This is a genomic window from Sphingopyxis sp., assembly GCF_035686825.1.
In the GTDB taxonomy this organism is placed as follows: Bacteria; Pseudomonadota; Alphaproteobacteria; order Sphingomonadales; family Sphingomonadaceae; genus Sphingopyxis.
This window is the reverse complement of record NZ_DASRYZ010000004.1, coordinates 270446-294754: the sequence shown is the minus strand read 5'-3', so window position 1 is coordinate 294754 and position 24309 is coordinate 270446. Positions and strand designations below refer to the sequence as shown.

General features: G+C 66.5%; 16 protein-coding genes. 9 read left to right on the top strand and 7 right to left on the bottom strand.

The window, feature by feature from the left end:
- Positions 1-11 precede the first annotated feature (11 nt).
- The 3 genes from VFG17_RS10235 (at position 12) to VFG17_RS10225 (ending at position 3901) form a co-directional block, all read left to right on the top strand.
- Complete coding sequence (locus VFG17_RS10235) at positions 12-1586, top strand: N-acyl-D-amino-acid deacylase family protein (protein ID WP_325029364.1); 1575 nt, start codon at positions 12-14, stop codon at positions 1584-1586.
- Positions 1587-1658: 72 nt separating this feature from the next.
- Positions 1659-2543, top strand: coding sequence for a LysR family transcriptional regulator (locus tag VFG17_RS10230; protein WP_325029539.1), 885 nt, complete (start codon positions 1659-1661; stop codon positions 2541-2543).
- Between the two features lie 113 nt (positions 2544-2656).
- The gene (locus VFG17_RS10225) at positions 2657-3901 is read left to right on the top strand and encodes a dicarboxylate/amino acid:cation symporter (RefSeq protein WP_325029363.1); all 1245 of its coding nucleotides are present in this window, start codon (positions 2657-2659) and stop codon (positions 3899-3901) included.
- 164 nt (positions 3902-4065) lie between these two features.
- On the opposite strand, the gene VFG17_RS10220 is transcribed toward VFG17_RS10225, so the two are convergent.
- The 5 genes from VFG17_RS10220 to VFG17_RS10200 form a co-directional block, all read right to left on the bottom strand.
- A complete protein-coding gene (locus VFG17_RS10220; RefSeq protein WP_325029362.1) occupies positions 4066-6108 on the bottom strand; it encodes a glycoside hydrolase family 97 protein in 2043 nt (680 codons plus the stop codon).
- Entirely contained in the window at positions 6101-7717 is a 1617-nt protein-coding gene (locus VFG17_RS10215) for an alpha-amylase family glycosyl hydrolase (protein WP_325029361.1), read from the bottom strand. The genes VFG17_RS10220 and VFG17_RS10215 overlap by 8 nt, the downstream gene beginning before the upstream one ends.
- Before the next feature lie 48 nt (positions 7718-7765).
- On the bottom strand, positions 7766-9559 hold the full coding sequence (locus VFG17_RS10210; protein WP_325029360.1) for an alpha-amylase family glycosyl hydrolase: 1794 nt from the start codon (positions 9557-9559) through the stop codon (positions 7766-7768).
- Positions 9556-11064 (bottom strand): tryptophan halogenase family protein, encoded by a 1509-nt coding sequence (locus tag VFG17_RS10205; protein WP_325029359.1) that lies wholly within the window; start codon positions 11062-11064, stop codon positions 9556-9558. The genes VFG17_RS10210 and VFG17_RS10205 overlap by 4 nt, the downstream gene beginning before the upstream one ends.
- Positions 11065-11130: 66 nt before the next feature.
- Positions 11131-13881, bottom strand: coding sequence for a TonB-dependent receptor (locus VFG17_RS10200; RefSeq protein WP_325029358.1), 2751 nt, complete (start codon positions 13879-13881; stop codon positions 11131-11133).
- 321 nt (positions 13882-14202) lie between these two features.
- On the opposite strand from VFG17_RS10200, the gene VFG17_RS10195 reads away from it, so the two are divergent.
- Both VFG17_RS10195 and VFG17_RS10190 read left to right on the top strand, forming a co-directional pair.
- Positions 14203-15237: a LacI family DNA-binding transcriptional regulator gene (locus VFG17_RS10195; protein ID WP_325029357.1), complete on the top strand. Its 1035-nt coding sequence runs from the start codon at positions 14203-14205 to the stop codon at positions 15235-15237.
- A 277-nt stretch (positions 15238-15514) separates the two neighbouring features.
- A complete protein-coding gene (locus tag VFG17_RS10190) occupies positions 15515-17035 on the top strand; it encodes an MFS transporter (RefSeq protein ID WP_325029356.1) in 1521 nt (506 codons plus the stop codon).
- Here VFG17_RS10190 and VFG17_RS10185 read toward each other — a convergent pair.
- The gene (locus VFG17_RS10185; protein WP_325029355.1) at positions 17019-17699 is read right to left on the bottom strand and encodes a UTRA domain-containing protein; all 681 of its coding nucleotides are present in this window, start codon (positions 17697-17699) and stop codon (positions 17019-17021) included. The genes VFG17_RS10190 and VFG17_RS10185 overlap by 17 nt on opposite strands.
- Complete coding sequence (locus tag VFG17_RS10180) at positions 17696-19045, bottom strand: formimidoylglutamate deiminase (RefSeq protein WP_325029538.1); 1350 nt, start codon at positions 19043-19045, stop codon at positions 17696-17698. Before VFG17_RS10180 ends, VFG17_RS10185 begins: the two co-directional genes overlap by 4 nt.
- Before the next feature lie 29 nt (positions 19046-19074).
- Between VFG17_RS10180 and hutI the strand changes: the two genes are divergently transcribed.
- From hutI to hutU, 4 genes are read left to right on the top strand one after another with little or no spacing between them, the layout of a single operon-like run.
- Positions 19075-20286, top strand: a complete 1212-nt coding sequence (hutI, locus tag VFG17_RS10175; RefSeq protein ID WP_325029354.1) for an imidazolonepropionase — start codon at positions 19075-19077, stop codon at positions 20284-20286.
- Positions 20283-21803: a histidine ammonia-lyase gene (gene hutH / locus VFG17_RS10170; protein ID WP_325029353.1), complete on the top strand. Its 1521-nt coding sequence runs from the start codon at positions 20283-20285 to the stop codon at positions 21801-21803. Before hutI ends, hutH begins: the two co-directional genes overlap by 4 nt.
- On the top strand, positions 21803-22606 hold the full coding sequence (gene hutG / locus VFG17_RS10165) for an N-formylglutamate deformylase (protein ID WP_325029352.1): 804 nt from the start codon (positions 21803-21805) through the stop codon (positions 22604-22606). Before hutH ends, hutG begins: the two co-directional genes overlap by 1 nt.
- Entirely contained in the window at positions 22603-24267 is a 1665-nt protein-coding gene (hutU, locus tag VFG17_RS10160) for a urocanate hydratase (protein WP_325029351.1), read from the top strand. Before hutG ends, hutU begins: the two co-directional genes overlap by 4 nt.
- Positions 24268-24309 lie beyond the last annotated feature (42 nt).

Below are 24309 nucleotides of genomic sequence, written 5' to 3'. Positions count from 1 at the left end.
AAGGACGGTCGATGAAACGCCTGACGCTCGCAATCGGCGCATTGCTCACCACCACCGCGCCCGCCCTCGCCCAGCATTATGACGTGCTGATCCGCGGCGGCACGCTCTATGACGGAACGGGCGGTCCCGCCCGCACCGCCGACGTTGCCATCGCGGGCGACCGCATCGCGGCGGTCGGATCGATCCCGGACGGCGCCACCGCGACGACGCTGATCGATGCGGCCGGCCGGATCGTCGCGCCGGGCTTCATCGACCCCCATTCGCACGCGGCGCCGAATATCCAGACGAAGGAACTCGCCGCCGCGCTGCCGATGCTGCACCAGGGGATCACGACGCTGGCGATCAATCCCGACGGCGGCGGGCCGGCCGAACTCGGCCCGCAGATCGCCGACCTCAATACCAACATCCCCGGGGTCAACGTCATCCCGCTGATCGGTCACAACGCGGTGCGGCGCGCGGTGATGGGCGACGTCGCACGGCTCGCGACCGCCGACGAGCAGGCGAAAATGGAAGGGCTCGTCACCGCGGCGATGGCGGCGGGCGCCTATGGCATGTCCGACGGCCCCTTCTACATTCCCGGCAAATATTCGAACACCGCCGAAATCGTCGGGCTCGCGAAGGCCGCGGCGCGCTTCCCCGGCGCCTTCTACATCAGCCATATCCGCGACGAGGGCAATTACGACATCGGCGTCGTCGCCGCGGTCGACGAGGTCATCACCGTCGCGCGCGAGGCGAAAATTCCGGGCGTCGTCACCCATATCAAGGTGCTGGGGCCGCAGGTCTGGGGCAAGTCGGCCGACGTCATCGCCCGCATCGACCAGGCACGCGCCGAGGGGCTTGAAATCTGGGCCGATCAATATCCCTATTCGGCCTCGGGATCGAGCCTGATGGCCTCGCTCGTCCCCGGCTGGGCGCAGGAAGGCGGCGCGGCGGCGCTCGCCAAGCGGCTTCAGGATCCGGCGATGCGCGCGAAGATCCGGGCGGAGATGGTGCCGAACCTCGAACGGCGCGCCGGGCCGCACGCGCTGATGATCCGCAGCTTCGCGCCCGATCCGTCGCTCGAGGGCAAGAGGCTCGACGAGGTCGGGCGGATCAAGGGCATGGACCCGCTCGACGCCGCGATCGAGATGCTGATCGCGGGCGGCGCGCCGACGGTCTCGTTCAACATGAGCGATGCCGATGTCGAAGCTTTCATGCGCCAGCCGTGGACGATGACCTCGACCGACGGCGGGCTGCCGCATTTCGGCAAGACGTCCGAGCATCCGCGCGCCTATGGCGCCTTCCCGCGCAAGCTGCGCAATTATGTGCTCGACAAGCCGGTGATCCCGATGGCGCAGGCGATCCACGCCGCGACCGGTCTGCCCGCGAAAATCCTCGGCGTCCCCGATCGCGGCCTGCTGCGCGAAGGCGCTTTCGCCGACGTGATCGTTTTCGACCCCGAAACCATCCGCGACCTTGCGACCTATGAACGGCCGCACGCCTATTCGGTCGGAGTCGATTACGTCTTCGTCAACGGAAAGGCGGCGCTGGCGGAGGGCAAACCCACCGCCGATCGCCACGGCCGCGTGCTGCTGCGGCCGCGCTGACGCCGGGAGCCCCGCCTTGCCGCGATGCGAAACATCTTGCCGCCGGGCGGGGCGCGGCTAACCATGGCGGGGATGAACCTGCGCCATATCGAGATATTCCACGCGGTCTACACCAACGGGTCGGTCAGCGCCGCCGCGCGCGCGCTCAATATTTCGCAGCCATCGGTGTCGAAGACGCTGCGCCACGCCGAATCGATCCTCGGCTTTCCGCTGTTCGAACGCTCGGCCGGACGCCTTGTCGCGACCGACGACGCGCACGCGCTGTTCGCCGAGGTCAGCGAAATCCAGGACCGCGTCCACGCGCTGCGCGAAGGCGCGCGCAACCTGCGGCGCGGCGCGGGCATGAAGCTGCGCATCTCGGCGCTCCCGTCGCTGGCGCTCGGCGTCCTGCCCGAAGCCGTCGCGCGCTTTCTCACCAGCCATCCCAACGTCAATTTCGACCTGCAGACGGTCCACCACGACGATCTGGTCCGCAAGCTCCACGAGCGCGAAACCGACATCGCGATCGCGGTCGAGGTGCCGCAGAACGCGCCGATCGGCAGCCGCTGGCTCGGCGAGGGCGAACTGGTCGTCCTCTATCGCGAGGCCGACCTGCCCGATGCGCCGCCGCGCCTCGCGCTCGGGAACTTACGCGAACATCGCTTTATCAGCGTCGCGGCGAGCGGACCGATCGGCGAGATATTCGTCGAGGAACAGCGCCGGCTCGGGCTCGAGTTCGACCATGCGATGTCGGCGCGCACCTTTTATATCGCGACCGCGCTCGTTCGCGCGGGGGTCGGGCTGACAGTGGTCGACAGCTTTACCGCGCAGGCCGCGCTGGCGCCGGGCCTCGCGATCCGTCCGCTGACGCCGCCGCTGACCTTCGACCTTTACGCGATGTATTATCACAACCGCCCCCCCACCGCGCTGACGACCGATTTCCTGAAAGTCGTGGCGGAGGTCATCGACGGGATATAGCGACGGGTTATGGATAGAGGCACATATGCTATGCGGTTGGGGCCGCACCTCCGACTAGGCTTGCGGGCCATGATTTGTCTTTCCTCCCACCCCGCCCGACGGACGGCCGGGCGATGATGCGCCGCTGGTTCGCCATCCCGCTGTGGAAGCGCGTGCTCGGCGGCCTTGTCCTCGGATTGCTGCTCGCGCTCGTCTGGCCCGAAGCGGCGCCGAAGGTCGCGGTGTTCGGCGATCTTTTCGTGCGCGCGATCCGGATGCTCGTCGCGCCGATCGTCCTCGTCACCATCGCCGCCGGGATCACCTCGCTCGCCGATCCGAAACGCCTCGGGCCGCTCGGCGGGCGGACGGTCGGGCTGTTCGCGCTGACGACGGCGATCGCGGTATCGGTCGGCATGGCGGTCGCGCTGATCGTCGAGCCCGGCGTCGCCGCCCCCGTCGGCACCGCGGCGCCCAAGGCGCTCGGCGACCCGGTGCCGCTCTATGACCAGCTCGTCGGCATCATCCCGCTCAACATCGTCGACGCCTTGGCGAAAGGCGACATGCTCGCGCTGATCTTCGTCGCGATCCTCGTCGGCGTCGGCACCGTGCTGACCGGCGAGGCGGGCAAGCCCTTTGCCGGCCTGTTGCAGTCGCTGTCTGCGGTGCTGCTGAAGATCGTCGGGCTGGTGATGGAGGCGACCCCGATCGGCGTGTTCGCGCTGATCGCCAACGCCGTCGCCGCCAACGGCGCCGCGGTCTTCGTCAATATCGGCTGGCTAGCGCTCGCCGTCGTCCTCGGCTCGGCGATCCAGATCGTCCTCGTCCACAGCCTCATTCTGCGGCTCCTCGCGCGCCTGCCGGTCCTCACCTTCTTTCGCGGTATCGTCGACGCACTCGTCGTCGCCTTCTCGACCGCCTCCTCATCGGCGACCCTGCCCGTCGCGATGACCGTCGCGGGCAAGAACCTCGGCATATCATCGAGCGTCTATTCGACCGTGCTGCCGCTCGGCGCGAGCATCGGCAAGGACGGCACCGCCATGTATGTCGGGCTGCTCAGCATTTTCAGCCTGCAAGCCTTCGGTGTGCCGATCGACGCGAGCGTGCTCGCGATCGTGCTGCTGACCGGCGCGCTCGCGGCCTTCGGCACCGCCCCCGTGCCGTCGGCGTCGCTCTTCATGCTCGCCGCGGTGCTTTCGGCGGTCGGCGTTCCGCCCGAACAGACCGCGCTGATCGTCGGCTTCGTGCTTCCCTTCGACCGGTTGCTCGACATGACGCGCACGGTGCCGAGCGCCAGCGCCAACCTGACCGTCGCGACCACCGTCGCGCGGTGGGAGGGCGAGCTCGATCAGGCGGTCTATCGCGCGCCGCCCCGGCGCTAGAGGTGGTTGGGTTGGGCTGAAGCATTTGATAAATCCCCGTGTCCCCGCGAAGGCGGGGACCCATCTCCTGCCGGCTCGAAATAGCGCCGGTCGGTGATGGGCTCCCGCCTTCGCGGGAGCACACGGCTTATTTAGTCAAAGATGATGCTCCGCGGTTTGCCCGCCTATTTCCCCGGCGCGACGCGCATCGCGGCGCCGCCGCCCGGGGCTAGCCATAGTTCATAGGTGTCGCCCTTCTTCACCTTGATCGTTTCATAGGCGATGCGGTGCCGCGCGTCGGTCAGATAGGTGGCGCCGTCGCCATCCTTCCAGATCGTCGCCGTATAGGTCTTGCCCGGATCGAGGAAATCGAAGGTCAGCGTCAGCGTGCGCGCGGTCGCGTCGTTGACCCCGCCGACATACCAGTCGGCGCTTTTGCGGTCCTTGCGAGCGAAGATCGCATAATCGCCCACCTCGCCCGCGATCAGCCTGCTTTCGGACCAGTCGGCCGGGACCATCTTGATGAATTCGAGCTCGCGCGGATGCGCTTCGAGATTCTCGATGAAGTCGGCCGCCATCTGGATCGGCGAATAAATGGCGAGATAGAGGCCGAGCTGCTTGGCGAGCGTCGATGCGAAGCGGGCCTTGTTGGAGCCTTCGAGGCTGAGCACCCCCGGCGTATAGTCCATCGGTCCCGAGAGCATGCGCGTGTAGACGAGCGTCGGTTCATGGTCGGGGCCGCTGCCGAAATCGCTCCAGGCATTATATTCCATGCCGCGCGCACCCTCACGCGCAACCCAGTTCGGATAGGTCCGGCGGAGCCCGGTGTCCTTGACCGGTTCGTGCGGGTTGACCGCGACCTTGTACTTCGCGGCGGTCTGGACGACCTTCAGATGGTGTTGCACCTGGCGCTGGCCGTCGTGCCATTCCATGCGCGTTTCGCCCGGTGCGTCGCCCGGCGCGATGATGCCGCCGGCGTCGGCGACATAACCTGTCTTCACCGCCTTGACGCCAAGCTGCCCATAAAGCTTCATCGCATCGTCGAGCTGCGCTTCGTATACCGCGATATTGCCGCCGGTTTCATGATGGCCGATCAGCGTCACGCCCTTCTTTCGCGCGTAATCGGTGACCGCCTTCAGGTCGAAATCGGGATAGGCCTCGGTGAAGCTGAACTCGTCGCCATGGCCGAACCAATTGCCGTTCCAGCCCTTGTTCCAGCCCTCGACGAGCACGCCGCCGAAGCCGTGCTTTGCCGCGAAGTCGATATATTGCTTGGTGCGTTCGGTGGTCGCGCCATGCTGCGGCCCTTCGGCCCAGCTCCATGGGCCGCGGATCATGCCCCACCAGATGCCGATATATTTCATCGGCTTAACCCAGCTGACATCGCCCAGCTTGTTGGGTTCGTTGAGGTTGAGTTCGAGATCGCTTTCGACGAGGCCCGCCGCATTATCGGCAATACGGATCGTCCGCCACGGGGTCGCGAACGGCAGGTCGCGAACGACGCGCGGCCCCTGCGACGACGGCGACAGGGTGGCGCGGAACTTCCGCCCCTCGACGCGCTTGAACCACATGCCCGCATAATCGACGAGCGCAGCTTCATGGAACGCGAGGTGCGTGCCGTCATCGAGGCGCATCGTGATCGGCGTGTGCGCGGTCGACACCGCGTCGATCGGGGTCTGTTGGTAAATCTGTTCGTATCGGTTCCATTCGCCGCCGGTGATCCACCAAGCGGTGCCCTTCGGCACGATGTCGAATTCGGTAATTTCGTCGGCGATCTTCGCGGTCTGGAGCCCCGCCTGCTCGGGCAGTTCATAGCGGAAGCCGATGCCGTCGTCGAACAGGCGGAAGCGCACGTTCATCGCATGCCCGCCCCAGCTTTCATTCTGACGGAAGCGGACGAGCAGTTCATTGTGGCGATCGCGCACGAAGCGCCGCTCGCCCCACGGCTGTTCCCAGCGCGTGTCGCTCTTCGCGCGCTCGACGCTCTCGATCGCGAAACCGCGCTGGAGCGCGATGCCGTCGGTCAGCAGGAAACCGAGTTTCGACGGCGCGATCAGCAGCTTGCCTTTGCGCGACAGCGACCAGGTCGGCCGCTGGTCGTTGTCGGTCGAAACGGTGAGGACGATGCTGCCGTCGGGCGACGCGGCGGTCTGCTCCGGCCGCGTTTCCTGCGCCGCGGCGGGAACCGCGGCGGCGAGCAGCGGGAGGGCGACGAACAGGCTACGCATCATTTTTTCCTTCGAGTTTCAGCCAGAGGGCGCCGCAGGACGGCAGGTGCGCCGGATCGGCGCCGTTCAGTGCGACGATCGGTTCGGCGCCGGCGCCATGGGAGGCGATGTCGATCGCCGTGCCGCCGAGATTGAAGAGGCAGCGGACATGCTCGCCGTCCGCGACGCGATCGAAACCGAGCAGGTCGCCCTCGGCGATCCAGTTCGCGTTGGCGCCCAGCCGCAGCGCCGGGTGCGCCGCGCGCAGCGCGACCAGATGGCGCGTTAGGTTGAGCAGCGAGGCGGGGTCGTCGTGCTGCCGGTCGACCGCGAGGTCGCTATGCGCGGCGCCGACCGGCAGCCACGGGTCGACGCTCGAAAAACCCGCGTGATTTTCGCCCGCCGCCCAGGGCAGCGGCGTCCGCGCGCCGTCGCGCGACAGGGTGAGCGGCCAATTCTTGAGCGCCTCGGGATCCTTCACCAATTCGAACGGAATCTCGACCTGATCGAGCCCGAGCTCCTCGCCATTATAGATGATGATATTGCCGCGCAGCGCGCAGAGCAGCGCCATCTTCATGCGCGCGAAGGCGGCGGGCGCGACGCCTTCGGGGGTCCAGCGCGACAGCGCGCGCGGCGCATCGTGATTTTCGAACGCCCAGCTCGGCCAGCCGATCCCCGCCGCGTCGGGCCAGCCCTCGGCCGCCTCGCGCACGAGCTGCGGCGTCAGCCGGTCGGCATAGAGGAAGTCGAAGCCATAGGCGCTGTTGAGGCGCCGGTTGCCCGCGGTGAACAGCTTCATCTCGCGCGCCGCATCGTCGCCGCCGACCTCGGCGACGGTGAAGCGGCCCGGATATTGATCGGTCAGCGCGCGGATCCGTTCGAGGAACAGCGGAATGTCGGGGTGCGACTGGTTGTAGATTTTCTGCTGGAAATCGAACGGCCGGGTGCGCGGCTTGTTCGACGGCGGTGCCGGCGGATTGTCGCGCAGTTCGGGGTCGTGCATCGAAAAGTTGATCGCATCGATGCGGAAGCCGTCGACCCCGCGGTCGAGCCAGAAGCGCACGACATCGAGCAGCGCGTCCTGCACGTCGGGGTTATGGACGTTGAGCTGCGGCTGGGTGCCGAGGAAATTGTGCAGATAATATTGGCCGCGCCGCGCGTCCCACGTCCAGGCGGGACCGCCGAACACCGACTGCCAGTTGGTCGGCGGCGAGCCGTCGGCCTTGGCATCGGCCCAGACATACCAGTCGGCCTTGTCGCCGTGCTTGCTCGCGCGGCTTTCCGCGAACCAGACGTGGCGGTCGGAGGTGTGCGAGAAGACGAGGTCGGTGGTGACCTTCAACCCGAGCGCATGCGCGCGCGCCACCAGCGCGTCGAAATCAGCGAGCGTGCCGAAGATCGGGTCGACGCCCTGATAATCGGCGATGTCATAGCCGAAATCGTCCATCGGCGAGGGGTAGAAGGGCGACAGCCAGATCGCGTCGACGCCCAATGAGGCGATATAGTCGAGCCGCGCGGTGATGCCGGCGAGGTCGCCGATGCCGTCGCCGTTCGAATCGGCGAAGCTGCGCGGATAGACCTGATAGATCACCGCGCCCTTCCACCATGGCGGGGTCGCCGCGGCGGTCATGGGCTGGTCCTGAACGAGGGGGCTGTTCGTCGTCACGCGTGCTTTCGCTTATTCGCTGGCCTGGCAGATGATCGTGCCGAAGGCGGGGAGAGAAAGATGGAGGCTGCCCGGCGCGGCGGGTGCGGCCGGACAATCGCCGTGGAGTGCGGTAAAGCCCGCACTTTTCATATCGATGGCAATATTCGCCGACAGCGGCGCCGCCGACGTGTTGAAGGCGAGCAGGACTTCGCGCCCGGTGTCGGGGTCGAAGCGCGACACCGCGAGCAGGCCGGGCTTGTCCGAGAAAGCGCGGACCTTGGTGGCGCCGCGAGCGAGCGCGGGGGTCTTGCGCCGGATTTCGGCGAGCACCGCGATATGGCGATAGAGCGGGTGCGCGCGATCGAAATTGGCGGCCGCGGTCGTCGCGTCGCTGCCGATCAGATCGTTGTCGTTATAGGCCGCGACCTGTGAGGCGAACATGTCCTCGCGCGCGAGCTGATCCTTGTCGTCCGAGACGAACCCCTGCTCGTCGCCATAATAGATGGTCGGCACGCCGCGCAGCGTCAGCAGCATCGCATGGCCGAGCATCACGCGCTGGAGCAGTTCGGCCTCGCTCGCCTGAGGGTTCGCGGCCTTCACGAACATCGACAAGCGGCCCATGTCGTGATTGCCGAGGAAGGTCGGCAGGCCGAGCGCGGCGCCGGTCCCGCCCTTGTATAGCGCGTCGCCTTCGAACAGCTTCGCGAACTGATCCGTCCCCGTCGTGCCGCTCACCGCATCGATCGCGGCACGCGCGAAGCCGAAGTCGAGCACCGCGGGCAGCCCCGCCGCGTGCGTGTACCAGGCGAGCGCGCCCGGATCGACCGCGTCGACATAGACTTCGCCGAAGATGTGGAAATTGGGGATGCCGCGCGCCTTCGCCCGTGCCTGCATCGCGGGCACGAACGCCTGCCAGAATTCGGGGTTCACATGCTTGGCGGTGTCGATGCGAAAGCCGTCGATGCCGAACTCGTCGATCCAGCGGCCGTAGATGTCGATGAAGCCTTGGGCGACGCGCGGATGTTCGGTCGCGAGATCGTCGAGCCCCGAAAAGTCGCCGTAGAGCGCGGACTCGCCCGCCCAGTCGCTGTTGCCGCGATTGTGATAATAGATCGGCTCATTGAGCCAGGCGGGGACCTTCACCTTCTCCTCACCCTTCGGGACGACGGGGGTGTAGGCGAAGGCCGGGTCGGTCAGCTTCGTCCAGTTTTCGGCGTCCGGGATATGGTCGCCCGCGAAGCCCGGATTGATCGGCGCGCCGTCCGTCCCGCCCCGGCGCGCGAAGGGATAGTCGGCGAGGCCGCGATAGCGATAGCCGCCCGCCTCGTCCTCCGCATAACGGATCACGTCGGCGGTGTGGTTGGCGATGATGTCCATATAGACCTTCATCCCGCGCGCGTGCGCGGCGTCGACGAAGGCCTTGAATTCTTCATTGGTGCCGAAATGCGGATCGACCTGCGTGAAGTCGGTGACCCAATAGCCGTGATAGCCCGCGCTCTCCTCGCCCTTCGGGCCCTGCACCGGCTTGTTCTTGAAGATCGGCGCGAACCAGATCGCGGTGGCGCCCAGTCCCTCGATATAGTCGAGCCGCTGGGTGAGGCCCGCAAGATCGCCGCCATGAAAGAAGCCCTTGGCCGTGGGGTCGTAGCCCGTCGCGAGCCGATCGCCCTTCAGCCCGCCCTTATCATTCTTCGGATCGCCATTTTCGAAGCGGTCGGGGAGGACGAAATAGATGATTTCCTCCTCGGGCGGGCGCTCGCGGTAATCGGCGGCGGACGCGGCGCCGGCGAGGCTCAGCGCGATCAACGAGGCGAACAGGCTCATGCGGGCACTCCTGCCGCGCAATGCTGCGCGATGAAATCGTCGTGGGTGGGCAGATGCGACGCGGTGCGCGCGACGATCGTTTCGATGTCGGCGAAAAAGCCCGCGAGTTCCTCACGCGTCAGCTGGTCCGCCATCGGATGATAGGTCTTGGGCTCGACATTCTGTCCGGTCAGCACCTGGAACCAGCCGATTTCGACGAACAACTCGTCGGCTTCGCGAACGATCTGGCCCTGACCGCGGAACAGCGCGATCTTGTGCGCGAGCGTTTCGGGCATGCCCATCTCGCGGCAGCGGATCCAGAAGGGCGCGTCGGTGCGCTCGTTCGCGTGATAGTGGAGGATGATGAAGTCGCGGATGCGCTCGTAATCGAAGCGGACCCGGCGGTTATAGGCGTCGATATTGGCGGCATCGAAATCGCGGTCCGGAAAATGCGCGAGCAGCTTGGCGATGCCGTTCTGGATCAGATGGATGCTCGTCGATTCGAGCGGTTCGAGGAAACCCGAAGCGAGCCCGAGCGCGACGACATTGGCGTTCCAGGCCTGCTTGCGCATGCCCGTCTTGAAGCGCAGCGTCCGCGGTTCGGCGAGCGGACGCCCTTCGATATGGGCGAGCAGGATCGCAGTCGCCTCGTCCTCGCTGATGAAGTCGCTGCAAAACACATGGCCGTTGCCGGTTCGATGCTGGAGCGGGATGCGCCATTGCCAGCCGCTCCGGTGCGCGATGGCCTGCGTATAGGGCCGCGCCGGACCGGCGTTTTCGCTCGGCACCGCGATCGCGCGGTCGCACGGAAGCCAGTGCGTCCAGTCCTCGAAGCCCGTTTCGAGCGCCTCCTCGATCAGCAGCGCGCGAAAGCCCGAGCAGTCGATGAAAAGCTCGCCGCCGATTTCCTCGCCATTTTCGAGGACAACGGCTTCGACATGGCCGCTCGCGCCATTGCGTTTGACGCTTTCGATCTTGCCCTCGGTCCGCACGACGCCTGCACCCTCTGCAACCTTGCGCAGATAGGCGGCATAGAGCGCGGCGTCGAAATGAAAGGCATAGGCGATACCGTCGAGGCCCGTGTTCGGGATCTGCGGCAGCCGCGCGAAGCGGCCCTGATGCGCCGCGGTACCGTTCAGAGAATAATCGCCGAGCCGCCCCGCAACACCCTCTGCACGGCCGCGCAGCCAATATTGCGGAAACTGGAGCATGCCGAGGCTGCGTCCGATCTGCCCGAAGGCGTGCATATAAACGTCGCCGATCCGTCCCCAGTCGCGAAATTCGATGCCGAGCTTGAACGTCCCGCGCGTTTCGCGGACGAATTCATCCTCGTCGATGCCAATCAGGGCGTTGAACAGGCGGATCGCCGGGATCGTCGCCTCGCCGACGCCGACGGTGCCGATTTCGTCGCTCTCGACGAGCCGGATCGACAGATTGTCCATCGTCCGCGACAGCGCCGCGGCGGCCATCCAGCCCGCGGTGCCGCCTCCGACGATCACCACCTTCGTGATGCGACTATCGCCCACGCTGTTCCTTCCCTCTCGTCCGACGCCTTCGACAAGCGGGCCGGACGTGCCGGCCCGCGCATCGGATCAGAACTTGTAGGTGACACCGGCCATGAAGTTGCGACCATAATTCTGATAGTCGCGGATCTGGCGCGGATCATTGTTGTAATAGGTCACGAACGGCTCGTTGGTGAGGTTCGACGCCTGGAGCAGGATGCCTAGCCCCTCAAGCGCGCCGCTCTGGAAAGTATAGCCGATCTGCGCATCGACGACCATTTCGCTCTTGGCCGTCACCAGGTCGCGCTTAAGGCTGAGGCCCGACACTTCGGCGAGGAATTTCGAGCGATAACGTCCCGAAATGCGTGCCTGGAAACCGGCCTTTTCAAAATAGGCGGTGCCGTTCACGACCCAGCGCGACAGGCCGGGCATCGCGATCGGGTCGGCGCTGCCTTCGCGGACGCGGCTCTTGGTATAGGAGCCGCTTGCCAGCACGCCGAAGCCGTCGAGCGCCGGGGTGAAGGTCGCGAAGGGCAGCGAGAGCGCGGCTTCAGCGCCATAGACGCGCCCGCCATTGCCGTTGCGCCACTGGTTGGCCAACCCCTGATAGGTCGCGACCGTTCCGCCGTCCGGAATTTCGAAGCCGGTGAAGTCGAACGCGTCGCTTTGGCGGTAGATGTAATTTTCGAGATATTTGTAGAAACCGCCGAGCGACACATAGGCGCCCTGACCGAAATATTTCTCGAGCGAGACGTCGACGGTGTCGGCCATCAGCGGCCGCAGCTTCGCATTGCCGAGATCGAGCGACCAGGGCGACGCTTCGATGTCGGTGTTGTTGCGCTTCGACGCATCGAAATTGACGCCGCCGCCCGGCTTCAGCTGATCCATGCGCGCCCGCGCCAGCATGCGCGCGGCGCCGAAGCGGAGGAAGGTGTTGTCGGCGAATTCGACCGTCAGGTTCAGGCTGGGCAGAAAATCGGTGTAGGTCGCGCCGTCGGTCACCGGCGTCGATTGCACCTGCCCGCCGACGACCTGCGCATAGAAGCTCGACGCCGACTGGTCGCTGTGGACGATCTGGATGCCGACATTGCCGCGAATGGGCGTGCTGCCCGTGTCGGCGTCGAAATTGGCCTGAATGAAGCCCGTCAGCACCTTTTCGCGGACGTTATAGTCGTTGAAGATGCGCCCCGGCGTCCAGCCGGCTTCGTCGGTGAGCACATAGTTGCCGTCGTTGTAGTAGCGCCAGCTGTCGAACGCGACCATGCCGGGAATGCCGATGAAGTCGAGCGACACCGGATCGTAAAGATAATCGGCGGGCACCGCGGTGTTCGCCGGATAATCATTGCCGGTCAGCACGAAGCCGCGATCGTCGAGGCTCTTTTCGCGGTCCGAATAATTGGCGCCGACGCGAATGCTGCTGAGCACGCCGTCCAGTTCCTGCGTCGCCTGCAGGCGCAGCGATTTCAGCTCGTCCTTGATCTTCGGAGTGTTGACGAAGCCGTCCTGACAGTTGGGAACCGCGCCGCCGCAGCTATTCCAGCCCTGCGGATCGGTGATCAGGAAGAGGTTCGGATCGGCATAGTCGAGCGACGGATCGAGGATGATGCCGCCCTTCGGCCGCAGCTGGAACCCGAGCGCGGTTTCGCGCGCGCCGACACCCGCGCCGCGGCCGGTGCCGAGGTAGATTTCCAGATTTTCCTCGGTCTTCTTGAGCCGCGAATAGCCGAGATCGAGTTCGAGCGTCAGCCGGTCGTTGGGCTTGAACTGACTGTTCCAGCCGCCAGCGATGATCGTCGAGGTGCGATGAACAACGTCATTGCGCATCACGGCTTCGGTGCCCGTCCAGACGCCCTCGGTCACCAGACCGTCTTCGACGGTAAAGCCGGGCTGCAGCGTCGAATTACCCCACGCCAGCGGCAGTTCGATACCGCGCAGGCGCTGGTCATCCTTGAATTTCGACCAATAGGCGTCGATCGTCGTGTGGAAACGGTCGCTGGGCTCCCATTCGACGACCGCCATCACGCCGTCGCGCTTGAGCTCGTTCGATTTCACATAGGGCTTGGCGCCGCCGATCAGGAAGGCGGTGTTGGTTCCGTCGGTGACCTCGGGATAGCCCCAGGCGTTGAACCGTTCCTCGGCGGTCGGCGACTGCATGCGCGCATAGCCGATCGCCCAGCCCAGCGTGCCGTCGGCATTCTGGTCGATGTAGGAAATGTTGGCGCGATAGCCCTTGTTCGAAATATCGGGATTGAGCTTGCCGAGGTCGTTGACCTCGAACCGCGCGCCCGCCGCGATCGCGCGGCGGCCATAAGCGAGCGGACGCACCGTCCGCATGTCGATCGTGCCGCCGAGCGCCTGCCCGATCAGCGACGCGTCGGGGGTCTTGTAGACGACCGCACCGTTCAGGAGCTCCGATGGATATTGGTCGAGTTCGACGCCGCGGTTGTTGCCCGCCGAAACCTGTTCGCGGCCGTTGAGCAAAGTCGTGGTGAAGTCGGGGGCGAGACCGCGGATCGAGACGACATTGGCGCGGCCGTCGAGCCGCTGCGTCGCGAGCCCCGGCAGGCGCGACAGCGATTCGGCGATCGACAGGTCGGGCAGCTTGCCGATGTCCTCGGCCGAAATCACTTCGACGATCGAGGTGTTCGCCTTCTTCGCCTGCACCGAATTGTTGATCGCGCCGCGGATGCCGGTGACGACGATGGCGTCCTCGGCCGGTACTTCGCCAACGGGTGCGGTGTCCGCATCCTGCGCCATCGCGGCGCCGGGTACGAAGACGGACAGAGCGAGGCCGAGCGCGATGGCGCTGGCATCCCGGCGAAACTTGGTCGGCATGGTCATATGTGGCTCCCCTGGCACGGACGGGCGGTCTTGACCCGTGCATCGGACCGGGGACGCGAAGCGTCCGTCAGGCTCCTCTCCGATGCGTGGGCTTTCCCATCTTGAGCCTCGCAATTGAAACCAATCGCGGCGTGCCGCCATAGGGTATACGTATACGCATAATATGCAGACGCGCGCACTGTCGCAGAAATGCAACGCTTTCGGCGCCGGAAACCGCGGATGTCGACCCCGTGCAAATTCTTGGCATCGACGGGACCAATCGCTAGTCTCCGCCCGTCAGCGGCCGCCACCGACAAAGGCCGCGGCGCCAGGGAGAGAGACATGGGGCGCCAGCCCTCCGCCAAGCCGACGAGTTTCGACATCGCCTATCTGGCGGGCGTCTCGCAGCCCACCGTGTCGCGCGCGCTGCGCGGCAGCAAGTCGGTGAGCGCCGCGACCCGCGCCAACATCGAGCGCATCGCGCGCGAGCTCAACTACACCGTCGACAAGAACGCCTCGAGCCTGCGCTCGCAGCGCACCCACACGCTCGCTTTGCTCTTTTTCGAGGATCCGACCCCCGACGAATCGATGATCAACCCCTTCTTCCTGTCGATGCTCGGGTCGATCACGCGGCAATGCGCGCTCAAAGGCTATGACCTGCTCATCAGTTTCCAGCAGATGCACAACGACTGGCACGTCGCCTATCAGGACAGCCACCGGTCGGACGGCATCATCCTTTTGGGCTATGGCGACTATCAGCTCTATCGCACCAAGCTCGAACATCTGGTCGAGATGGACACGAAATTCGTGCGCTGGGGATCGGTTTCGGACGACAGCATCGGGCTGACCGTCGGGTCGGACAATGTCGGCGCGGGCGAGCTGGCGGGCGCGCATCTGGTCGAGATCGGGCGGCGGCATATCGCCTTCCTCGGCGACGCGTCGGAGCATGCCCCCGAATTTCAGGACCGCTATGCCGGGCTTTGCCGCGCGATGCGCGCCGCGGGGATCGCCCCCGACCCGGGGCTGCAAGCGGGCGCCGTGTCGTCGGAAGCTTCGGGCTATGCCGCCGCCAAGTCGCTGCTCGCGAGCGGGCGGCGTTTCGACGCGATTTTCGCCGCCAGCGACCTGATCGCGATCGGCGCGATGCGCGCGCTCGCCGAAGCGAACCTCCGCTGCCCGCAGGACGTCGCGCTGATCGGCTTCGACGACATCCCCGCCGCCAGCCAGACCTCGCCGACGCTGACGACGGTGATGCAGGACATGAAGGGCGCCGGCGAACTGCTCGTCGACGCGCTGCTCCGCCGCATCGCCGGCGCCGACGCCGAACGCACGATGCTGCCGGCAAAGCTGATCAAGCGGCAGAGCACGGCGGTGTAAACGGCGACGGCGGATTTGGGGGTGGGAAGCGGAAGTTCCCCAATTCGTCATCCCGGGCTTGACCCGGGACCCGCCTTCCTCCTGCTCCAAGTCGAAAAGACAAGGCAGGCCCCGGGTCAAGCCCGGGGTGACGATAAATGGGACGCCCGCTACCGGTCGAACCCGACCCTTCACGTATTCGTATACGTAGCCGCGCCGTGCTTGCCCTAGTGTGCCGGGGCTGCGACACCCGGGCGCGACGAGAGCCGCGAGCGGCGGACCGACGGGGAGAGACGCGATGGACAAGCCGCGGCAGGGTTTCGCCGGCCTGTGGAATATCAGCTTCGGCTTTTTCGGCATCCAGATCGGCTTCGCGCTGCAGAATGCGAATATGAGCCGCATCTTCCAGTCGCTGGGCGAGGATATCGAGAAGCTGCCGGGCCTGTGGGTCGCCGCGCCGCTGACCGGGCTGCTCGTCCAGCCGATCATCGGCCATATGAGCGACAGGACCTGGCTCGGCCGGCTCGGTCGCCGTCGCCCCTATTTTCTCGCCGGCGCGATCCTTGCCGCCATCGCGCTGTTCGTGATGCCCGAAAGCCCGGCGATCTGGTTCGCGGCGATGATGCTGTGGATCCTCGACGCGTCGCTCAATATTTCGATGGAACCGTTTCGCGCCTTTGTCGGCGACATGCTGGGCAAGGAGCAGCATAGCGTCGGCTATGCCGTGCAGACCGCCTTTATCGGCGCCGGCGCGGTAGTCGGATCGCTGTTCCCCAGCCTGATGGAAGCGATGGGCGTCGCCAATGTCGCGCCGCCGGGGCAAATCCCCGATACGGTGCGCTATGCCTTCTGGTTCGGGGGGCTCGCGCTGTTCCTCGCGGTGCTGTGGACCGTCGTCGCGACGCGCGAATATAGCCCCGAAGAGATGGCGGCCTTCGAACCGCCGGCGGCGGCGAACGCGCCCGCCGTCCGCGCGCTCGCTTCGCGCGGCTATGCGGCGAGTGCCGGCTGGGTCGCCGCGGGGATCGCCGTCGCTTTCGTCCAGATGCGGTTCGCGTTGCTACGCGAGGTGTTGCTGCTCGGCGCGTTGCTCGCCGGATATGGCCTCGCGAGCGCATTGGCGATCGCGCTGGCGCGGCGCGGGAACGACCGGAACATGCTGTCGAGCATCGTCGGCGATTTCGCCGGCATGCCGCTACTGATGAAGCGGCTCGCGCTCGTGCAATTCTTCAGCTGGTCGGCGCTGTTCATCATGTGGATCAACACGACGCCGATCGTCGCCCAATATCATTATGGCGCGACCGACGCCGCGAGCGCCGCCTATCAGGAGGCGAGCAATTGGGTCGGCGAGCTGTTCGCCATTTATAACGGCGTCGCGGCCATCGCCGCGCTGACCTTGCTGCCGTGGCTTTCGCGCCGCTTCGGACAGGCGCGGACGCATATGATCGGGCTCGGCTGCGGCGCGGTCGGCTATGCGAGCTTCTTCCTGCTGCGCGACCCGGCTCATCTGATCGCGAGCGAGATTTTCATCGGCATCTTCTGGGCGTCGGTGCTCGCCATGCCCTATGCGATCCTCGCCTCAAGCCTGCCGCAGGCGAAGCTCGGCATCTATATGGGGCTGTTCAACATGTTCGTCGTGCTGCCGCAATTGCTCGTCGCGACCGTAATGGGTTCGATCATGCAGGCGCTGTTTCCGGGCGAACCGATCTATACGATGGCGTTCGCCGCGGTGACTCTGCTGCTTGCCGTGCTGGCGATGACGCGCGTCGCCAGTGCCGAGGCCGGGATCGCCGGCCCCGCCGTCACGGCCCCGCGTTGAAGTCGGCGACGAGGTCGAAGCGATCGCCGCGAAACAGCTGCCGGACGTGGGTGACGACGCGTCCGGCGCGCCAGGTCGTGCGATCGAGTTCGAGGCAGGCGGCGCTCGCGTTCACGCCCAACAGCCCCGCCTCCTTTCGCGTCGGCGTCACCGCGCGGATGACGTGCCGCGCCTGCGTCCACGGGATATGGCCTAGCAGCCAGGTTCCCGGCGCTTCGGCGGCGAAGTCCGCGCCCAGCGCCTCGGGCACTTCGCCCAGCGCGATGAAGCGCCGTTCGAGCGCGAAAGCTTCGCCCGCCGCCATATGCACGCCCTCGATACGGAGCGCGGGGCCGGGGCACGACGCCTCGCCGACATCGTCGGTATCGGCCGACAGGAGGTCCCAGCGATAGGCTTCGCCCCGCGCGGCGATGAGTTCGGCGAGATCGGGCACCGTCATCACCGCCGAATGAACCGGCGGATGCGCGACGAAGGTCCCGGCCTTGCGCCGCCGCTCGACGAGGCCGGACGCGGCGAGTTCGCCGAGCGCCTTGCTGACCGTCGCGCGCGCGCAGCCGTAGCGCGCGGCGAGTTCCTGCTCGGTCGGCACCCGGTCGCCGGGACGCCACTCGCCCGAACGGATCGCCGCGGCGATCTCGTCGCGGATGCGGCGCGCCGGGTTCATACGAGCAGCCGTTCGATGCAGGTGCGATAAGCGGCACCGATCGCGTCGGCATCGACATGGCGCCCCTTTTCGACCCGCTTCGCGCCCGCGCGCCACACGCTGTCGATCGCACCCGCGCGCACCGCGAAAATCCATCGGTCGAGCAGGGTCGCATCGTCGTTGCCGGCGAAGGACGGGTGATCGAGGTCGAGCGAGACGATGTCGGCGGCATGGCCGACAGCCAGCCCCGCCGGCACGCCGAGCGCCTGCGCCCCGCCCGCGACTGCGCGCGTGAAGAGGTTGGCGCCGACGAAAGGCGATTCCTCGCCCGCCAACAGGGCGCGGGCACGGTGCGCGAGCCGCTGCGAATATTCGAGCGCACGAAGCTCCTGCGCCGCGTCAACGAGGATATTGCTGTCGGTGCCGACGCCGAAACGGCCGTTCGCGGTGAGATAGTCGATCGCGGGGAAAATGCCGTCGCCGAGATTGGCTTCGGTTACGGGACACAGCCCGGCGACCGCGCCGCTCGCGGCGAGCCGCGGCACTTCGCGTTCGTCGAGATGCGTCGAATGGATCATGCACCAGCGCTCGTCGACCCCGGCGTTGTCGAGCAGCCATTCGACCGGCCGCGCGCCGCTCCACGCGACGCAGTCGGCGACCTCCTTCACCTGTTCGGCGGCGTGGATATGCACCGGCCCGGTCGGCGACATTTTGAGCAGCGCGCGAAGCTCTTCGGGCGTCACGGCGCGCAGCGAGTGCGGCGCGACGCCGATATTGGCGTCGTCCGAGAGCTTCGACCGCGACGCATCGAGCAATGCCGCAAAGCCGTCGATATCGTTGAGGAAGCGCCGCTGCCCCGGGCTAGGCGGCGCACCATCGAAATTGCCGTGCGCGTAGAAGACGGGAAGCAGCGTCAGCCCGAGCCCCGTTGCCGCGCTCGCTTCGGCAATCGCCCCCGCCATTTCGGCAACATCGGCGTAGGCAGCGCCCGCCGGGTCGTGATGCAGATAGTGGAACTCGCCGACGCGCGTGAAGCCCGTTTCGAGCATCTCGACATAGGCCTGCGCGGTGATCGCCGCGACATCCTCGGGCGTCAGCCGGTCGAGGAAGCGGTACATGATCTCGCGCCAGCTCCAGAAATTGTCGTCGGGGCGGCTGCGGCGTTCGGACAAACCCGCCATCCCGCGCTGGAAGCCGTGGCTGTGGACATTGCACAGCCCGGGCAGCGCGACGCGGTGGCGTTCGTCCCCGGCCGCTTCCGCGACGCCGGTCTCGATCGCGGCGATCCGGCCGTCGGCGATGCGCAGCCGCACCTCCTTTTCCCAGCGATTGCCGATCCATGCGCGTTCGAACCAGAGCGAAACCATCATCCGTCCTCATATTATGTCTAGACATAATGGCGCATCGAGGCGAGACTGTCCAGATGGAGCAACGCTGGACGAACGCCCGAATCGCAACGATGGCCGGAGACGATCTCGGCCTGATCGACGATGGCGTGGTGGCGGCGCAGGATGGCCGGATCGTCTATGCCGGGCCGGCCGAAGGCGCGCCGACGACCGAAGCGCAGGTGCATGATTGCGAAGGGCGGCTGATCACGCCGGGGCTGATCGACTGCCACACCCACCTGATCCACGGCGGTAACCGCGCGAACGAATGGGCGATGCGGCTCGATGGCGCGAGCTATGAAGAGATCGCGCGCGCCGGCGGCGGCATCGTTTCGACGATGCGCGCGACACGCGAAGCGAGCGAGGAGGAGCTGGTCGAAAGCGCGCTGCCCCGCCTCGACGCGCTGATCGCCGAGGGCGTCACGACGATCGAGGTCAAGTCGGGCTATGGCCTGTCGACCGAAGACGAGCTCAAGATGCTGCGCGCCGCGCGTGCGCTCGCCGGGCACCGCAACATCCTCGTCGAGCCGACCTTCCTCGGCGCGCACGCGCTGCCCCCCGAATATAAGGGCGACAGCGACGCCTATATCGACCTCGTCGTCCGCGAGATGATCCCCGCCGCAGCTTCGCTCGCGACCGCGGTTGACGGTTTTTGCGAGGGCATCGGCTTCTCGCCTGCGCAATGCACGCGCGTGATCGAGGCGGCGAAAGCGCATGGCCTCGCGGTCAAGCTCCACGCCGAACAATTGTCGGCGCTCCACGGCAGCACGCTTGCCGCGATGCACGGCGCGCTGTCGGCCGATCATCTCGAACATGCGACCGAAGACGACGTCCGCGCGATGGCCGCAGCGGGCACGGTCGCGGTGCTGCTGCCCGGCGCCTATTACTTCATGCGCGAGACCAAATTGCCGCCGATCGACGCGATGCGCCGCCACGGCACGCGCATCGCGCTCGCGACCGACAACAACCCCGGCACCTCGCCGACGACCTCGCTGCTGCTGATGCTCAACATGGGTGCGACTTTGTTCGGACTGACGGTGGTCGAGGCGCTGCGCGGCGTCACGGTGAACGCCGCCGCCGCACTCGGCCTGTCGGCCGAGGTCGGCACCCTCGAAGCCGGCAAGGCGTGCGACCTCGCGATCTGGGACGTCACCGATCCCGCCGAGCTCGTCTATCGCATCGGCTTCAACCCGCTTCACCAACGCATCAAGGACGGACAATGATTATCGAGCCCGGGCATATGACGCTCGCCGACTGGCGCGAAATCTATGAGGGCGCGAGCGCCGAACTGAGCGCCGATGCATGGGACGCGATCGACGCGAGCGCCGCCGCGGTCGCGCGCATCGTCGCGAAGGGCGCGCCCGTCTATGGCATCAACACCGGCTTCGGAAAGCTTGCGAGCGTGCGCATCGCCGACGACGAACTGTCGACGCTCCAGCGCAATATCGTGCTCAGCCACGCCGCGGGAACCGGCGCGCCGTCGCCGGTGAAGATCGTCCGGCTGATGATGGCGCTGAAGCTCGCGAGTTTCGGCATGGGCGCGTCGGGCGTCCAGCGCGCGACGGTCGCGATGCTAGAAGCGATGCTCGCCAAGGGCCTGACCCCCGTCGTCCCGTCGCAGGGCTCGGTCGGTGCGAGCGGCGACCTCGCGCCGCTGTCGCATATGGCGGCGGCGATGATCGGCGTCGGCGCGATCGAGGTGGGCGGCCAGACGCTGCCCGCCGCCGACGCGCTGACGCAGGCGAGCCTCGCGCCGCTCGACCTCGGCCCCAAGGAAGGGCTCGCGCTACTCAACGGCACGCAATTTTCGACCGCCAACGCGCTTGCGGGGCTGTTCCGCGCCGAAACCGTTTTCCGTTCGGCGCTGATCACCGGCGCGCTGTCGACCGAGGCCGCCAAGGGCTCGGATGCCCCCTTCGACGCGCGCATCCATGCGCTGCGCGGCCATGCGGGACAGCGCGAAGTTGGCGACGCGCTGCGCGGGTTGATGGCGGGGTCGGCGATCCGCGCTTCGCATGCGGAGGATGATCCGCGCGTGCAGGACCCCTATTGCCTGCGCTGCCAGCCGCAGGTGATGGGTGCCGCGCTCGACCTGCTGCGCCAAGCCGGCACCACGCTCGGCATCGAGGCCAATGGCGTCTCCGACAATCCGCTGATCTTTGCCGATACCGATGAAGCCTTGTCGGGCGGCAATTTCCACGCCGAACCCGTCGCCTTCGCCGCCGACATGATCGCGATGGCGCTCTGCGAGATCGGCTCGATCTCCGAGCGCCGCATCGCGATGCTCGTCGATCCCGCATTGTCGGGCCTCCCCGCTTTCCTCACCCCGCGCCCCGGCCTCAACTCGGGCTTCATGATCCCGCAAGTGACGGCGGCGGCGCTGGTCAGCGAGAACAAGCAGCGCGCCTATCCCGCGAGCGTCGACTCGATCCCGACCTCAGCCAATCAGGAGGATCATGTCTCGATGGCCGCGCACGGCGCGCGCCGCCTGCTCGACATGGCCGATAACGCCAGCGCGGTGATCGGCATCGAATTGCTCGCGGCGTGCCAGGGCATCGATTTCCACGCGCCGCTGAAATCGAGCGATGCGCTGGAGGCGGCGCACAAGCATCTGCGCGCCGCGGTTCCGACGCTCGAGGACGACCGGCATTTCCACCCCGATATGGAGGCCGCGACCGCGCTGATCCGCTCGGGCGGCCTTGCCGCCGCAGTGCCCGCCACCCTGCCGGGCCTCGGCTGATGGACTGGCTGCGCATCCATCGCGGCGACGCGCCGCTCGTCATCGCCTTCCCGCACGGTGGCACCAGCCTCGCGGGCCTCGACGAGCAATATGTTTCGCCCTGGCACGCGCAGATCGACACCGACTGGTGGATCGCGGAGCTTTACGCCTTCGCCGCCGATCTGGGCGCAACGCTCGTCGCCACCGACATTTCGCGCAGCGTGATCGACATGAACCGCGATCCGTCGGGTGCGTCGCTCTACCCCGGGCAGGCGACGACCGAGCTGTGTCCGACGACGACCTTCGACGGCGAGCCGCTCTATCGTTTCGGCGAGCCCGACGAGGCGTCGATCACCCAGCGCCTCAACCTTTACCACCGCCCCTATCACGACACGCTGACCGCCGAACTCGACCGGCTGAAATCCGCGCACGGCAAGGTCGTCCTCTACGACGCGCATTCGATCCGCAGCCATGTCCCGCGCCTCTTCGACGGCGAACTGCCGCAGTTCAACATCGGCACCAACGGCGGCGCGACCTCGGCCCCCGAGCTCGAAACCGTCATCGCGAACATTTGCGCGGCGAGCGGCAAGAGCCATGTCGTCAACGGCCGTTTCAAGGGCGGCTGGACGACGCGCCATTACGGCCGCCCCGAAAGCGGCATCCATGCGATCCAGATGGAGCTCGCGCAGCGCGGCTATATGGCCGAGCCCGATGCGATCACGCACATGAATTGGCCCTCCCCCCTCGACCCGAACCCGGCGATCCGGCCCGTATTGGAGCAAGTGATCGCCGCGGCCCTCGATTTTGCGAAAGGACGACAATGACCGCCCGCCTCGATAACAGCCGCGTGATCCGCCCGGCGACCGGCCCCGAGATCAGCGCAAAGAGCTGGCTCACCGAAGCGCCGATGCGGATGCTGATGAACAACCTCCACCCCGACGTCGCCGAGGCGCCGCACGAGCTGGTCGTCTATGGCGGCATCGGCCGCGCCGCGCGCGACTGGGAAAGCTATGACCGGATCGTCGAGACGCTGAAACGGCTCAACGATGACGAGACGTTGCTGATTCAGTCGGGCAAGCCCGTCGGTGTCTTTCGCACGCACGAAAACGCGCCGCGTGTCCTCCTCGCCAATTCGAACCTCGTCCCCGAATGGGCGAATTGGGAGCATTTCCACGAGCTCGATAAAAAGGGCCTGATGATGTACGGTCAGATGACCGCGGGCAGCTGGATCTACATCGGTAGCCAGGGCATCGTTCAGGGCACCTACGAAACCTTCGTCGAGATGGGCCGCCAGCATTATGGCGGCGACCTTTCGGGCCGCTGGCTGCTGACCGCCGGGCTCGGCGGCATGGGCGGCGCGCAGCCACTGGCGGCAGTGATGGCGGGCGCGAGCTGCCTCGCGATCGAATGCCAGCCGAGCCGCATCGAGATGCGGCTGCGCACCGGCTATCTCGACAAGCAGGCGTCGAGCATCGACGAGGCGATCGCGATGATCGAAGAAGCCCACGCCGAGGGCAAGCCCGTGTCGGTCGGCCTGCTCGGCAACGCCGCCGAAATCCTACCCGAGATGGTTCGCCGCGGCATCCGCCCCGATCTGCTCACCGACCAGACCTCGGCGCACGATCCGGTCAATGGCTATCTCCCCGCGGGCTGGACGCTCGACGAATGGTTCTCGAAGCGCGAGAGCGATCCGGCTACAGTCGCCAAGGCCGCCAAGGCGTCGATGGCGGTGCATGTGCAGGCGATGCTCGACCTGCAAGCGGCGGGCGTGCCGACGACCGACTATGGCAACAACATCCGCCAGATGGCGAAGGACGAAGGTGTCGAGAACGCCTTCGACTTTCCGGGCTTCGTCCCGGCCTATGTCCGCCCGCTCTTCTGCCGCGGCATCGGCCCCTTCCGCTGGGCGGCGCTGTCGGGCGATCCCGAGGATATCTACAAGACCGATGCCAAGGTGAAGGAACTGCTGCCCGACAACGCGCACCTCCACAACTGGCTCGACATGGCGCGCGAGAAGATTCAATTCCAGGGTCTGCCCGCACGCATCTGCTGGGTCGGACTCGGCGACCGCCACCGGCTCGGCCTCGCCTTCAACGAGATGGTCGCGTCGGGCGAACTGAAAGCGCCGGTCGTGATCGGCCGCGATCATCTCGATTCGGGCTCGGTCGCCTCGCCGAACCGCGAGACCGAGGCGATGCGCGACGGTAGCGATGCCGTGTCCGACTGGCCGTTGCTCAATGCGCTGCTCAATACGGCATCGGGCGCGACCTGGGTGTCGCTCCACCACGGCGGCGGGGTCGGCATGGGCTATTCGCAGCATAGCGGCATGGTGATCGTCGCCGACGGCACCCCCGAAGCGGCGAAGCGGCTCGAACGCGTGCTGTGGAACGACCCCGGCACCGGCGTGATGCGCCACGCCGACGCGGGCTACGACATCGCGATCGATTGCGCGCGCGAGAAGGGCCTCGACCTGCCGAGCATCTGACGCTTGTTTCAGTTGCACCGAAACAGCTTCGCATTCTAAGGC